The organism is Paenibacillus sp. LX16 (assembly GCF_036252815.1).
GTDB classification, from domain to species: domain Bacteria; phylum Bacillota; class Bacilli; order Paenibacillales; family Paenibacillaceae; genus Paenibacillus; species Paenibacillus polymyxa_B.
In genome coordinates this window covers 1,113,777-1,128,960 of sequence record NZ_CP141152.1, presented here as the reverse complement: position 1 = coordinate 1,128,960, position 15,184 = coordinate 1,113,777, and the positions used below count along the sequence as shown (strand labels likewise).

13 protein-coding genes are annotated in these 15,184 nt (G+C 52.2%); all 13 read right to left on the bottom strand.

What is annotated here, in order from left to right:
• Positions 1-93 precede the first annotated feature (93 nt).
• The 13 genes from T3H97_RS05135 to T3H97_RS05075 all read right to left on the bottom strand — a co-directional run bounded on the left by T3H97_RS05135 (position 94) and on the right by T3H97_RS05075 (position 15,096).
• Positions 94-2,394, bottom strand: a complete 2,301-nt coding sequence (locus T3H97_RS05135) for a glycoside hydrolase family 127 protein (protein ID WP_328802779.1) — start codon at positions 2,392-2,394, stop codon at positions 94-96.
• Between the two features lie 86 nt (positions 2,395-2,480).
• Entirely contained in the window at positions 2,481-3,704 is a 1,224-nt protein-coding gene (locus tag T3H97_RS05130) for an NAD(P)/FAD-dependent oxidoreductase (protein WP_328801883.1), read from the bottom strand.
• Complete coding sequence (locus tag T3H97_RS05125) at positions 3,701-4,036, bottom strand: (2Fe-2S)-binding protein (protein ID WP_023987257.1); 336 nt, start codon at positions 4,034-4,036, stop codon at positions 3,701-3,703. Before T3H97_RS05125 ends, T3H97_RS05130 begins: the two co-directional genes overlap by 4 nt.
• Entirely contained in the window at positions 4,033-4,347 is a 315-nt protein-coding gene (locus tag T3H97_RS05120; RefSeq protein WP_328801882.1) for a (2Fe-2S)-binding protein, read from the bottom strand. Before T3H97_RS05120 ends, T3H97_RS05125 begins: the two co-directional genes overlap by 4 nt.
• On the bottom strand, positions 4,340-5,776 hold the full coding sequence (locus T3H97_RS05115) for an aldehyde dehydrogenase family protein (protein ID WP_328801881.1): 1,437 nt from the start codon (positions 5,774-5,776) through the stop codon (positions 4,340-4,342). The genes T3H97_RS05120 and T3H97_RS05115 overlap by 8 nt, the downstream gene beginning before the upstream one ends.
• A gap of 15 nt (positions 5,777-5,791) precedes the next feature.
• Entirely contained in the window at positions 5,792-6,679 is an 888-nt protein-coding gene (locus T3H97_RS05110) for a dihydrodipicolinate synthase family protein (protein WP_328801880.1), read from the bottom strand.
• A 63-nt stretch (positions 6,680-6,742) separates the two neighbouring features.
• The gene (locus T3H97_RS05105; protein WP_328801879.1) at positions 6,743-7,744 is read right to left on the bottom strand and encodes a proline racemase family protein; all 1,002 of its coding nucleotides are present in this window, start codon (positions 7,742-7,744) and stop codon (positions 6,743-6,745) included.
• Positions 7,741-8,949, bottom strand: coding sequence for an NAD(P)/FAD-dependent oxidoreductase (locus T3H97_RS05100; RefSeq protein WP_328801878.1), 1,209 nt, complete (start codon positions 8,947-8,949; stop codon positions 7,741-7,743). Before T3H97_RS05100 ends, T3H97_RS05105 begins: the two co-directional genes overlap by 4 nt.
• A gap of 46 nt (positions 8,950-8,995) precedes the next feature.
• Positions 8,996-10,522, bottom strand: coding sequence for an Ig domain-containing protein (locus T3H97_RS05095; protein ID WP_328801877.1), 1,527 nt, complete (start codon positions 10,520-10,522; stop codon positions 8,996-8,998).
• A 71-nt stretch (positions 10,523-10,593) separates the two neighbouring features.
• Positions 10,594-11,703, bottom strand: coding sequence for a M24 family metallopeptidase (locus T3H97_RS05090; protein ID WP_442955634.1), 1,110 nt, complete (start codon positions 11,701-11,703; stop codon positions 10,594-10,596).
• Positions 11,704-11,878: 175 nt separating this feature from the next.
• Complete coding sequence (locus T3H97_RS05085) at positions 11,879-12,805, bottom strand: carbohydrate ABC transporter permease (RefSeq protein WP_190298712.1); 927 nt, start codon at positions 12,803-12,805, stop codon at positions 11,879-11,881.
• Complete coding sequence (locus T3H97_RS05080; protein WP_328801876.1) at positions 12,802-13,707, bottom strand: carbohydrate ABC transporter permease; 906 nt, start codon at positions 13,705-13,707, stop codon at positions 12,802-12,804. Before T3H97_RS05080 ends, T3H97_RS05085 begins: the two co-directional genes overlap by 4 nt.
• 33 nt (positions 13,708-13,740) lie before the next feature.
• The gene (locus T3H97_RS05075; protein WP_328801875.1) at positions 13,741-15,096 is read right to left on the bottom strand and encodes an ABC transporter substrate-binding protein; all 1,356 of its coding nucleotides are present in this window, start codon (positions 15,094-15,096) and stop codon (positions 13,741-13,743) included.
• Between the last annotated feature and the right edge of the window lie 88 nt (positions 15,097-15,184).

The following is a 15,184-nucleotide window of genomic DNA, read 5'->3' as shown; positions in this document are numbered from 1 at the left end:
GATTATTCCAGCATCATCCAATATTTCTTACATCATAAATCATACCGGACTAAAAATCAAACGTTACTTTTTTCTGACGAAATATTACAAAGATCATTCATGTATACCTGAACTTCCAGCTTGATAGAGTTGCTCATACACGTCCTTGTTGACCATCCTCAGCCCAAACAATCTGCGAATACGCTGTCCCGGCTTGGCCTTGAAGGTCACCGTCGCTTGATCCTTCCCCTCCAGATATGCAGCCGGAATAGCGGCATTAACGTTGTAAAACTTATCGGCCTCATCAAAACCTTCACTAAAATGCTCAAGCGGATGACCATTAATCAAAATATCAAAACCGCAGTTAGGCATTTCCAGTGTAGCTGTGTAGGTAATGACCAACAGCATCGGAGCAGACGGATCTGTATTCAGATCAAAAGAAAACCAGCCGTCAATTCCCGCATTCCGGTAAGGTCGGTTGTTCACATATCCGGTGCGAGTCGAAGCATCTCCCTGGAAGTTATGATCCCGCTCCGGCTGCATTTCTCCGGGTTGGGCAAAGTCAATCGTACACTGCTCCAGAATCGCCAGCTTTTCGCGTGCCGCTGTGTATTCCTGTTCCGCCTCCTGCCACGCTTCCTTCGTAAAAATGTCCCAGTATACGGAATACGTACGGTCATGCATTTTATACAGAGGAGACAATTCCACATCCCGGGGATGCCCTGCATTCAAGGTACGAAACGTATTGGTCTTGCCTTCCACGGGCTGTATCCAGGCATCCAGCTTTTCCGTTTGGGGGATGAATACCGGTGTGTACAGAAACTCCTTGGCTTTAGGATCTTCTAAGGGTCCCAGGTCGCCTGCCAGCACCAGCGGTCCATACATAACAGCCACCCGATCCGGGTTATCCGGCATCTGCTCCAGTCTCAGCGACATCGGAATTGTCACCTCTACAACATCACCATCAATCCACGTTCTGGCGATAGAGACAAAGCTGCCCGGTTCCGATACAACCGATTGCTCCTTGCCATTTACACGAATGATAATTCCTTTTTCAGCCCAATATGGATAGCGGATGAGTAGCATAAATGAGGCAGGTTGATCGCATTGAATCTCCAGCGTCGTATGATCCGTTTCTGGATAGGAAGTATTCTGTTTTAGCGTAACGCCTGTGTCCTTCCATTCCAGCGTGGAAGCAATGAACTGATTGACATACAGCTTATCGTGATCGTGAAAATAAATGCTGCTGCCGTAGCTCGCATGGTTTTCCATTCCTGTGCCGACACAGCACGTAAAATCGTCAAATTTGCTTTCAAAATGCTTGTGCCCGCCCATCGCCAGCGACAGAAAATATGTTACGCCCCCGTAAACCGGGTCCTGCGAAGCCAAAATATGATTGAATAGACCTCGCTCATAAAAGTCTGCTTCCTTGGCGGAAACATTCCATTGAAACAGATGATTAGTCAGCTTGAGCATGTTATAGGTATTGCACGTCTCCGTCGTATGAGGCCCGATGCGATCATTCAAGCCATCTGGCGCTCCAAAATATTCTCCAAAGCTATTCCCGCCAATGACATACGAATGATGATCCACCACCCGCTCCCAAAAAAACTCCACCGTTGCCCGGCGTTTCGTATCATTGGTCAGCTCGTATTCCTTGGCAAGCCCGATCAGCTTCGGAATTTGTGTATTGGCATGAATGCCCTGCAAACAGTCTTCCTGCGTGCTAAGCGGGTCCAGCACCAGCTTGTGCCAGAAGCACTCAGCCAGCCACAAGTAGCGCTCTTCCCCGGTATCCGCATACAAATCGGCCAATACCTCATTCATGCCTCCATATTCGCAAAACATCATCTGCTGCATCTGCTCATCGCTCATCGGCTTCATAATTCCTTCGAGCCAGTCCGCCAGCTTGCGCTCTACATCTAATGCCTTATCACAGCCTGTCAAATGGTACGCATCCCGCAGGCCAGCGAATAACTTGTGCAGTGTATACAAGGGGGCCCAGGCACCGTTCAGGTCAAAGCCCTTCGAGCGAATATTTCCAGCAGACACCTCTTCAAAAAGTTCCTTTCCCCCTGGAATACCGGATACATATCCGTCACCATGCGCCGCCTGACAAACGTCTAGTTCATCCGTAATGTAATGTGCAATTTCTTTAAAACGCTCATCGCCCGTCGAAGCATACATCATAGAGCAAGCGGACAAATAATGTCCCAGTGTATGACCGGAAATAGTCATCGCTTCCCAGCCTTCATATTGGGGTGCTTTGGGCGTAAGTCCGGCATATTCCCGAAAACGCGCCAGCAGGCGGTCTGGTTGAAGCTCCAACAGATAAGATCGGTTCAGCTCCATCGCCTGTTTGAAGGGACCTTCAGCCAATACCACCTCGTTCAGTGCAAACGGCCTTGCTTTCATATGGGCTTTTGCTTTAAGAGTCACTTTCCGTTCCTCCTTTAAGGCGAGTTTAGGATAAAAAAACGCATATCAAACACAACGAGCCGTTACGCGCCACTGCCAGAGGTTTGCCCCCACTGCTGGTACAGCTGCGTTCTCGCCTCTGTAATGCCGGGATGAAACTGAATCAGCGCATGCTTGCGTGCAAAATGGACCTCACGGATCGCCTCCTGTACCCGCTGTTCCCCGCCTGCTCCGCCGAGTCCAGCGGCATGGAGCATGGAAGCGGCGGCTAGTCGACCTTGGGCCATCGCGACCAGCCCGCTTTCGATGCCGGTAATATTGCCGGCAACGTACAGCCCTTTGAGCGAGGTTTCCATTCGCTCACCATGCAGTGGAACATGCCCGCCTAGCTCAGGGCTGTACACGAATTTGCACCCGGCTACCGCCGCCAGCTCAGCGAGCGGATACAAGCCGCCGCTCAGCGCCACGAAGTCGGCGGGTTCGACGCGCTCGCTGCCGGGAATAGGCGAGCCGTCCGGTTTAACGTGGACCAGGGTCACGGATTCGACCCGGTCCTGCCCGTTGACGGACAACACCGCCGTCCGCAAACGGATCGGGATATCCCACAGACGGAAGCCTCTGTGGGGATAGCAGCACGCGATGAGTTTCTCCATCCGCATCGCAGCTGCCAGCCTGCCGCCTGCACGCATCCAGGCGGCAGGGGCCAGCCCCGACAGCTGAAGCAGCAGCTTCGCGGAGGCTGTCGGATCTGCCGCCGCACCAGCCAGCGGATTGGCGCACGGCAGTGTAATCGCCGCCACCTTCACCCCGGCGACGGACAGCTCGCGGGCAATCGCCATCGACAATACGTTCATGCCTACGATGATGCCGCGTTCTCCCGGCTTGACGTAATGAACGTTGGTCATCACCTGCGCGGCCCCGATGGACATTACGCCGGGCAGCGTCCAGCCATCCAGCGGAACGGGAATTTCGGCAGCTCCAGTCGCTAGTAATACGTAATCCGCAGTGAACAATCCACAGGAAGTGAAAATTTCCCACGTCGTCGTATATTCCATACCATGCACGGAAACGCCGCAGCGAATGTCCACCCCAAGCTCTCCGCAATGGGTAATCAGCTCATCCGAAACGTGTTTTCCAACCCACCAGCCTTGACTGCCTTCCTCATGATATTGCCCGGGCATGCGTCCACCCGGCTCTGTAAACTCATCCAGTACCGTGACTGGCAATCCTTGCTCAGCAGCCGATACCGCTGCGGACAATCCGGCGGGACCCGCCCCAATGACGATGAGATGCGCCATTTCATTCATGTCACAATTCTCCCTGTGATTTCATTCGAAAGCTGCCGTCCGGTTTCCACCACCATGCCTTCCTCCAGCTTGGTCAGGCAGGAACGGACGGTACCGAACGGATGAACCGTCAGGCGGCATTCGTTACAATGCCCAATGGCGCAGTATACACCTCTGGCCGTACCGGATTCCTCATGCCTTCTCAGCAGACGGACCCCGCTGGCTAGCAGCGCTGCTGCCAATGGCTCTCCAGCCAATCCCTGCATGGGACGACCGTCAAAAATAAAAGATACCTGACGCCGTTCCGGCTTTGGTCCCAAAATAGGATGATTTACAATACGCATGCGGCTCATAAAGAACCTCCCTCTGCCAGCTGCCCGAACGTTATGGGACGCACGGGAGGCCTTTGGGATAACAGCTCCGCCTCCCGGCGGGCGGCAGGATACTGATTGTAAAACCATGACTCCACCAATTGTCGGCATACCCTACCCTGACATGCCCCCATCGTCACCCGTGTAGCCATTTTAAGCTGGCGAACGGTGTCCACGCCCATGCGGCAGGCCTGCTCCATCTGTGCGATACTCACTTCTTCACAGCGACATACGAGCAAATGACCTGATGCGCTTCCAACCGTCTCACTTCGTCCCGTCGCCCGCTTACTCATAGCTGATCGCACAGGTTTTAATCGCTGAATAAAAATCCAGCGCCGCCTGGCCCTGTTCCCGGGTATGTGAGCTGGATTGCTTCAGACCGCCAAACGGAGCCTGGTATTCAACACCAGCCGTCTCCTGATTAACCCGGACCATACCGGCGTTCGCCTCATCCAGAAACCGGTGAGCCAGCCGCAAATCGCGGGTGAATAGAGAGGCGCTTAATCCATAAATAGAATCATTGCACAGTCGAATCGCATCCTCGAAGTCGTCCGCCTGCACTACCCCCATCAGAGGTCCAAAAATCTCCTCCTGAATCAAAGGATGGGACGAATTCAGTCCAGTCACCACCAGTGGGCGCACATAATACCCGTTCTCCGTCCCGGCGTTGGCTCCACCTTCGGCCAAAATGTGAGCCTCCCGGCGGGCGAGTGATGCATAGGACATGACCTTCTCATACTGGCCTGCGGATGCCACAGGTCCAAGATACGCACTGGGGTCAAGCGCCGGAGCGATCTGTATTTTTTCCACCGCTTGGCGTAAGGCTTCCGTGAACGTCTCATAGACAGACTGTTCCACAATCACCCGGCTGGTGGCCGTGCATTTTTGCCCGGCTGAACGGAAAGCTCCGCTAACAATCATCGCTACTGCTTGCGCCACATCCGCGTCCTTCAGCACTACAGCGGCATTTTTACCGCCCATCTCGGTCTGGTACTTGATATTACGGCGTGCGCACCGTCCCGCAATGCCCAAACCTGTAGCAGTAGAACCCGTGAAGCTTACCGCATCCAGTACCGGATGCTCCAGTAAGGCATCGCCGATGTGGCTACCTTGCCCAACGACGAGATTCAATACGCCGGGCGGAAGCTGCACCGCCTCGAATAGCTCGGCAACCCGCACTGCAGTTAATGAAGCATGTTCGGCAGGCTTCCAGATGACCGTGTTTCCGCACAAGAGTGCAGGGGCGATTTTCCATAGCGGAATAGCTACCGGAAAATTCCACGGCGTAATGACAGCCGTTACCCCCAGCGGAATGCGCTTCGTGTATTGGAGCACTCCCGGCTCATTGGAAGGAATGACTGTACCGATGGAACGTACGCCTTCTGCCGCATAGTAGCGGAGCAGATGGACACCTCGCATGACCTCTCCGCGCATCTCGGTAATCGGCTTACCCATCTCACGGCTGGCCAGCTCAGCCAATTCAGGTAATGCTGCTTCTAGTAACCCGGCTGCTTTGAACAGATAAACTCCCCGCGCTGCGGGACTTAAAGCGGCCCAGCCCGCCTGAGCCAGCCGTGCCGCATCCCCGGCCTGTGTAATATCGCCCGTTTCTGAAAAATGGACGACTCCCACCTCCTCCTTTAAGGCTGAAGGATTGTGAACCACCATTTCCTCGCCGGAAGGGCTCAGCCACTCACCACCGATCCAATTTCGGCTCTCCATCGTCTTCACCTCCATTCAGGATGATACTTCGCTTGGACGAACCGCCACCTCAAATGCTTCGCGAATGCGGTCATAATCCGCCTGCGGCAGCGCAAGTCTGGGCGGACGTGTCGGACCGACCGGAAATCCAGCCAGCTCCATCATATATTTGATGGACTGTACTAATTGTGGGCTGGCATCATAGTGGAACAGCGGCAGCAGCTTGCGATACAACGCGGACGCTTCTGCCATATTTCCCGCCTGCGCAAGTCGGAACAGCTCTACCCCTTCCTTGGGCAATGCATTAGGCACCCCCGAAATCCAGCCTGTCGCGCCGAACAATGCCCCCTCCATCGCTAGATTATCTACTCCGACCATGACCTCCAGCTCTGTCTGATCCAAAATAGCGTGAATACGCCGTACATCACCGGAAAATTCCTTGACTGCTACGATATTTTCAATTCGCGACAAGTCCGCAAGAATATCTGGAGTCAAGTCAACCTTGTAATCATGGGGGTTGTTATACGCAATGATCGGCAAGCCCACCTCCGATAATGCTTCATAATGGGCCGTTACCTCGTGAGGCAGTGGATTGTAATTAATGGGCGGCAGTGCCATAACACCCGCAGCCCCGGCATCCTTCGCATGCTGAATCCAATGCACCGCCTGTTTGGTGGACGGAGCCGCCGAACCGACAACAACCGGGACACGCCCTGCCGCAGCGTCAATTACGGTATGCACAACCTGCGACCGTTCCTCCGGGGACAAAGCCGCATATTCTCCCAGCGATCCCGTAGGAACCAGTCCGCTAATGCCGCTTGCAATCAGATGCTCGCACAGCTCGATCAGACGCTTATGGTCTACCTCCAGCTCTGCCGTGAACGGTGTAACCAAGGCCACATATACACCTTCAAAACGTGCCATATGCTCACCAACCCTTTCCCATCTTTATTTTCATACTCAGCATTCGGGAATGATGCAAAATGCTCACATCAGCAAAAAACCTTCTTTAAGCGGGTCCTCGGGGTCCAACACAAATTGATGATGTCCCGTCACCCAAGCCGAGCCTGTAATTTGTGGAATGACTGCCGGATAAGGACCTATCTGCGTCTCGCCCACGATTTCAGCCCGAAACATGGAACCTGTGATGCTTTCATGTACAAACGGCTCATTGAAGCCCAGTTTTCCCTTGGCGTGCAGCACCGCTACCTTGGCCGAGGTTCCTGTGCCACAAGGAGAACGATCGATACCTCCCGGTGGGATGACGACGACATTGCGGCAATCGGCCTGTGGAGCCACAGGCTCCCCATAAAATTCAATATGCGTCAATCCTTGAATAACCGGATTTTCAGGATGTACTACCTCAACAACAGCATTCACTGCCTCCCGAATCTGCACTGCTGTTCGTACAATTTTTGCCCCATTGCTCTGCTCCAGTGCAAGACCGATGGAAGCCGCCTCTACAATGCCGTAAAAGTTGCCTCCATACGCAATATCCAGCGTGACTTGACCGATATCCTCTACCTGGACCTCAACCTCACGGCGGTACACAAAAGAAGGGATGTTTGTGAACGTTACTTGTCGCACCTTGCCCGCATCCACCTCCAGCCGCACTTGAACCGGGCCTGCCGGAGTGTCCAGCAATATTGATTTTTTATCCGCAGCAATCAGCCCGCCTTCCATCAGCGCCGTACATACTCCAATCGTATCGTGACCGCACATCGGTAAATAGCCGCCAGTCTCTATAAAGACCACACCCATATCTGCACCTGGATGACAAGGTTCTGTTAAAATGCAGCCCGACATCACCTCATGCCCTCGCGGCTCGAACATCAGCAGACGGCGAAAATCGTCATGATGTGCTGCCATATAAGTCATTTTTTCCAGCATCGTACGACCTACCAGCTTAGGCGCACCGTGAATAACCGTCCGCGTCGGATTGCCTCCCGTATGAGTATCAATGGTAGTAATTCTGCTCGGTACACTCATCCGGTTACCTCCCCATGAACCTCGTGGCTGGTAAAAGCCTCCCCAAATCGGTCATATCGCAGCGGTTCCACCGGAATACAAGTGGATTCACCGCGTACCATTTCGGTCACCAGCTTACCCGTCACCGCCGCAAGACTAATGCCATCTCCCTCATGGCCAGAAGCGATATACAGCCCCGGTACTTCGTCCACCGCTGATACAATTGGCAAATGATCAGGTGTCCATGGACGCAAGCCGGTATACGCCCGCATCAGTGGTACATTGGCTAAAGCAGGAAAAAAGCGAATGGCTCTGCGGGCGATTAAGCGAATCACCTGCTGATCGACACGTGTGTCCATACCGACGAACTGACGGCTGCTGCCGATCAGAATGTTTTGGGATGCGGTTGGCTCGAATACCAGCGCTACACCGTATTTTTCATAAAGCTCATCCACACTCCGCTGACCTCCAAACTTGCTCATCAGATAGCCGAACTCCATTACCTTGCGGTTCCCAATGGAAGGCATTCGGGCAGATACCAGTATATGTCCTTTGCGCGGTATAATCGGAAGGTCCAAACCGAGTGAATGACCGATGCTGCGTGTCCACACACCTGCCGCCAACACAACTGCCCCAGCACGGATAACGCCATTGGTTGTCTCTACCCCGCGGACGTTTCCCTCTTCGTCCTTAAGAACAGATTGTATCGGTGTGCGGGGCAGTAGCCTCGCTCCCATCCGACGCGCGGCCTCGGCCAGTGCATACGTCATCAACACCGGATTCACAGTGGAATCTGTCGCACACTCCAGTCCGCCCGGCAAATCTTTGGCTAAATGCGGCCATTCCTCTCGCAAATCCTGATGACCCAGCATGCGAAACGGAAGTCCTTCCTGCTGCTGACGGGTTACCCACTGCTCAGCCCCTTGCATCTCCTGATCGTTTTCACAGACCAGAATACTGCCAGGCGCACGATACTCAAACTCATCCTCCAATTCCCTAGCCAGCTCTGCCACCAGTTCCTGCGATACCAACGACATTCGACTGTCAAAACCGGGCTCTTTATCAATTGCCAATATATTTCCATCACAACGGGACGAAGTGCCTCCAGCAATCTCCCCTCGCTCAGCCAGCACGACCTTCATACCGGACTTAGCCGCATAATAAGCGATGGCTGTACCGATGATTCCGCCGCCTACAATGACCAGATCCGCGGCATCATGTTTCATTCGCTTCCCTCCCTTCGACCGTTTTAATCTGTTTGTGAGGTATTCTTTACAGCTTGAGCGTAAAGCTTTGTTTCACAGGCTTGCTCAGCTCATCATAATCCCGCAGCTGTACGGTGAACGTATACGTCTTGTTGCCTGCTCCGCTGCCTGCTGTTCCGCTAATCGTTCCTGTAAAGCGGTCCAGTGTGAACCCTGCGGGCAGTTGACCGCCTGTCACCGTCCAATCGTAAAATGGAACGCCTCCCTTGGCCTCCAGCTTGGCCGTGTAGTACGCTTTGCCTTTGACAGGTGCTGGCAATTCCTTCGTCATGATTTCTGGCGCGAGGAAAGGAGTCAGGTCCTTACGCAGCGGCCAGCCTGCTTTTTCTGCTACCAGCAGCGAAAGCTTCGTGTTCATCCAGCGCCGGGTCGGGAACAGATGGCGCCAGCCTCCATTTTGACCGCTCAATCTGTCGACTTCTGCAAGCTCTCCGGAGAGATGATAGCTGTCGTCCAATGCAGCTGGTCTGTGCTGATAAGCCATAATATCCGGGTCATTGCCCGCCGCTTCCTTCAATGCTTTGACACCCGGGAATGTGTCGCTGAACACAATCGCATGACCGAATTCATGCATGATCAGCCCATGCACATCCGTCACCTTGGACAGATCGGATTGATACCATTCTTCATCGTCCACGGATGTGAATGGAATCGCATCATCATAGAAATCCAGAATCAAACTATAGGAACGGTTCAGGTTCCCCGGGACGGTCACACCGTTACGTGTATGATAATTGCCGTTCGTGGCTGGAAAGCCCGTAGAATAAGGCCCGTTCAGCCCTCTCATAAACACCCACATGCCTTTGTAGGGCTTATCATTTGTCACCTGTATTTCATTTTGCCAGTCGTCTCCTGGCAGATGGTTTACCTCCGCGTTGGCAGGAACCTCATCGAAAGGAGCCAGATCAAAGAAATAGAACCAGTCCTTTACCGCCAGTTCTGCGGCTTTTTTGGTAGCCGCATCATTGAAATAAGGCATGATCGTATCGAATCTGTAGTCAAAATGGAGAGGGACTGTGGGCTCTTTATTATCGTCCTGATCCAACACGCGAATTGGAATGGACTGAGTAGTCGTGTGACCATCATTTCCAGCAACGGACATAGACAGCGTATAGTCCTCTATTTCACCGTTTCCTCCAATCCGGTCAGGATGGATGGCTAACCGAAAATCTTTTTCCTCCTGTGCATTGGCAAAAGTCAGCGTTTTGCTTGCACCTTGCGCCGACAACGTACTTGGCAGATCCATCATCAGCCGGGACGTGCCCTGCGCATTTAACGTAACCGTTAACGGAAAAGCGGCATCCGCTGGCGGCTTCACTTTTAGCTTCACATACGGGTTCGCCAGATATCCTTGCCAATCAACCAGATCTATACCATAATCGTTCACCGTCCGACTAAAGATGTCGATGACTTTTACATCCGACTCCGCCTCGGCATAAGCCTGTTGACCCGGAATAGCTGGTGTCAAAGCCACAATGAGAGAAGCCGCCAGCGCAGTCAGCCATATTTTGGTGTGTCTTTTATGCGTGTTCATTTGATCCCCTCCATCTCGTTTTTTGGGATGACTTGCAAACTATGGATAGTTACCTATAACGCCACTGCGTTTTATAATAAAAGCAGTTCCTTAGGTGAAGAGGTCAGTACCTTGACACCGTCATCTGTGATCAGCACATCGTCCTCAATCCGAACCCCGCCGAAGCCTGGAATATAAATGCCCGGTTCCACAGTAATGACGTGACCCGGTACGAGCACCGACTTACTTTCGCGGGACAGCCGTACCTGCTCGTGAATTTCCAGACCAAAGCCGTGGCCCAGCCCGTGACCAAACTGCTCCCCATAGCCGTAAGAAGCAATCACATCCCGCCCCAGACTGTCTCCCTCCCGACCGCTTATGCCGGGGCGAAGCCCTGCAATCGTCTTCATATTTGCCTCCAGCACAATGGCATACAATTTCTCATGTCGTTCTGAGGGCTGGCCTACGAATACGGTACGCGTGATATCGGATAGATAACCACGCACATTTGCGCCAAAATCCATTGTGACGAACTCGTTCTGACCAATTTCCTTGTCACTGGCCAGTCCGTGCGGCAGCGCCGAACGCTCACCTGAAGCGACAATGAACGCAAAACCGCCTGATTCCGCGCCTGCGAGCCGAAGCTGATATTCCAGTTCCGCCGCAATCCGCCGCTCTGTAACTCCAGGCTTAATACAATTCAGCACCTCCGTGAAGGCAGCATCGGTAATACGCGCAGCTTCGCCAATGGTGCGAATCTCTTCTTCGTCTTTCACATCGCGCAGCCGTTCAATGACATCCTCCGTTTGCACGTACTCCAACGAGCCCAGCGCGACTTGAAGCTGTCCCGACTGTTGAAGTGAGACATGACGGCTCTCCAAACCTAGCCTGTGGACACCCAATTTACTTGTGAGATCAGCCACGGTTTGGAAGATTTGCGCCTCATGCCGAATCACTGAATATTCCACTGCCTGATCTGTTGCCTGCATCATATAGCGGAAATCCGTCACCAAAAAAGCCTCTTCCTTCGTAACAAGCGCGATTCCAGCCGAGCCTGTAAATCCGGTCATATAACGTCGATTGGGTCCATGTGTGATAAGCAGTGCATCTATCCCTAGAGCCGGGAATTCCGAGCGTAACCGGGCCAGTCTGCCTGGAACACCCTGTAACGGTTTTGTCTTTTGACTCTCTTCCTCTTTCACTCGTACGCCTCCTTATTCCACATCTCTTTTCAAGGCATATACCAGGCATATACCTTAGAACACACTTTCCACTTGCTTTTGAACACATGTATGCTCTTCTCGCTGCCGCATTCCCGTAAGTCCTGCGCCCAATTCTCCGCCTCTTTTCAAGCACATCAGCGCGTCCCAGCTTCCTTTAGCCTTTAATCCCTGTCAATGTGATGCCTTCGATAAAATAGCGTTGTCCGATAAAAAATATCAGGACGATCGGTGCCAAAATCGTGCTGGAAGCCGCCATCAGGTAAGGCCAGTTGGTATTGTTCAATCCCCGAAAAGTCGCTAGCCCCAGCGCTAGCGTAAAATGCTTTTCGTCACTTAAGTAAATAATCGGACCCAAAAAATCGTTCCACACATCAATAAATGTAAATATTCCGATCACGATCAATGCAGGTGAAGATAAAGGAATAATGACGCGCCATAGTACAGTCAGAGGCGTACCTCCGTCCATATAAGCCGCTTCGTCCAAATCGCGTGGAATCGTCAGCATGAATTGTCGCATCAAGAAGATGTTAAACGCCCCTCCACCAAACCATGCAGGAACAATCAGCGGCAGAAATGTATTCAGACCGCCCAGCTCACGCCACATCACGAAAGTGGGAATTAGCGTCACCGCGTAAGGCAGCATCATCGACCCGATCAGCAGGGAAAAAATCAGATTACGTCCAGGCCAGCGCAGGCGGGCAAAGGTAAACGCCGATACAATCGAGGTCAACATCACTCCTGCCAGCACACATACCTCAATCATGAACGTATTCATAAAATACCTGCCGAACGGTACTGAAGTCAGCGCTTCGGGGTAATTGCTCCATTGAAAAGGAGAGGGTATCCACTCTGGCGGGAACACGAAAATTTGCGATGTCCCCATCAGAGAACTGCGAATGAGCCATGCAAATGGCAACAGCATTAAAACACTGCCTATAATTAAAACGACATACAGTACAACACGGCTGATTGGGAATGGTTTGGAACGGGTGGCGGTAGCAGGACTTCGGGAGCGTTCAGGCTGTGGAAGCGGATGTTGCGGTGTTTCAGAAGGATTGACAGAAGAAGTGACCTGATTCATGAACGTTCCCCTCCTTCATAGTGAACCCACTTTTTGGATGTGGAGAAAATCAGGACGGTTAGCACCATGATGACGAAAAATAAGATCCAGGCCAGAGCTGAGGCGTAGCCGATTTTAGTCTCCGTAAAGGCCGTACGCCACAAGTAGAACACATAGAACAACGTTGAATTGTTAGGTCCCCCGTTGGTCATAACATATGCCTGATTGAATGCCTGAAAGGTGCTGATTAAAGACATGACCAGATTGAAGAAAATGGTTGGTGTCATCGACGGAATGGTAATGTGAAAAAATTTATGCCACCTATTGCCGCCGTCTACCTCAGCTGCTTCATACAGATGAGTGGGAACCGACTGAAGTCCTGCCAAAAAGATAATGACCGTGTTCCCGATCCCCCAGGTGCTCATCATGATCAGCGAGGGTATTGCAGTGTTCTCGTCATAAATCCATTTGCTCCCCGGCAGTCCAACGCCCTCCAGCAGCGAATTTAACAGACCAAAATCCGGGTTGAACATCCATAGCCACAGCATCGTGTTGGCAATACTCGGTACAATGGTAGGTAAATAATAAATCGTGCGGAACACCGACAAACCCTTCACCTTTTGATTTAATAACAGCGCAATGATAAAAGCTGCCGCCAAGCCTAGAGGTACGCTGCTCAGTGCATAATATGTGGTCACGAACATGGATTGGGAAAAGGTAGCATCCTCGGTCAAAATAGTTCGGTAATTGTCCAATCCGATAAAGGTCATCTGTCCACCAATCGTCCAATCGGTTAAGCTGAATACGAACGAGGCCGCGATCGGTCCAATTGTAAATATCATTAATCCGAGGATGGCAGGAAGCGCGAATAGCAGACCCCAGTTTCGCTCCATGCGCATCATTCCTGATTTTGGTCGCTTCATGGGCCGTTCTCCTTCCGCAGCTGTCCCGCCGCATTATTCATCCGGGTATACACCTTGAAGCAATGGCTGAATGATGGGCTCCAGTTCATCCAGCGCCTGCTGCGGCGTCTTCTTGTTCGTCCAGATCAGATCCAGCCCCGGAGTCAGCTTGGAACCGATATCAGGCCAGTTGCGAAGGGTCGAAGTTGACGGCTTGATCGCATAATCTCTGGCATACTCAATGCCAGCCTTTTGAAATTCCGGTGGATGTGCGGCATTGTTCGTCCATGACTGGATGGCCTGCTCATCGGTATAGTATTTTTCCTCGATAGGCATCCAAAGACCGGACTTGAACAGATCCACCTTTTCGGGGTTGTTATGGTACAAATAGAATTCGAGCGCTTCCTTCGGGTGCTTGGTGCTCTGGAAAATGACTGTGGCTCCCGCAACAATCATCGTTTTGGGCTCTTTTAGCTTCGGCAGAACGCCGATACTCCATTGCAGCTGCTTGTTGTTCGAAAAATCGAGCAGGGACCAGGTTCCGTCTACCACCATCGCGACCTTCCTCGTCTGCAGCCGAATCGTATTAGACGGCATGTCCTGCTGCTGGATCAAATCAGGAGAAACATGCTCCTTGAACACCAGATCCTGCAGCTTCTGAAAAACCTCCACCGACTCAGGACTGTTCAGGGTGTACTTCTTGCCTGTTTTGTCGGTCAAACCTCCACCGTTGCTCGCTAAAAGCGGTCCCCAGGAGCTGCGGTCATTGCCGAAGGCAAAGCCATATTGCACAATATTTTTCGGATCAAATCCACTGTCTCCCGGATGCTTGCCGTTCTGATCCTTGGTCAGCTTTTTGGCAATTTCGAGAAATTCATCCCATGTCCACGCTTTTTCAGGATCAGCCGGAGGGACGGGTACCCCTGCTTCTGTAAACAACTCCTTGTTGTAAAATAACTGCATCACTTCCAATGCGGTGTAATTTCCGATAGACTTGCCGGGTTCGCTGTAGAGATAGGAGGATTTGAGCTTGTTTTTTAATTCGGGATATTCGTCATAATAAGAGGATAAATCCAGGAGTCTGCCTTCACTTGCCCATTTCATTGTGAGGGAATCGCCCAGGTAGGCGATATCAGGAAGCTGATTGGCAGCCATTAACGTGTTAATTTTCGTCGTGTAGTCACCAGGGACATGCTCGCCCTTCACCCGGATGTTCGGGTGGGATGCATTAAAGCTTTGGACCATTTTTTCCATCGCCTGCTTCTCGTCATTGCTTCCCCAGTACATGAACTTGAGTTCGACCGCATTGGGATTAGCCGGTTCGCCAGTGCTACCACTGCAAGCCGTCAGCCCTGTCAACATCGCCGTCATCACGAGAGCCATCCATGTCCGTAACCTTCGTTTCAGCAAATCAACCGGCCCCTTCCTGAACTGGTTTCTCCTTACAAGCCTATTATGCGCCGAGAGCCCAGAGTCGACCACCCAACGACTCCAGACT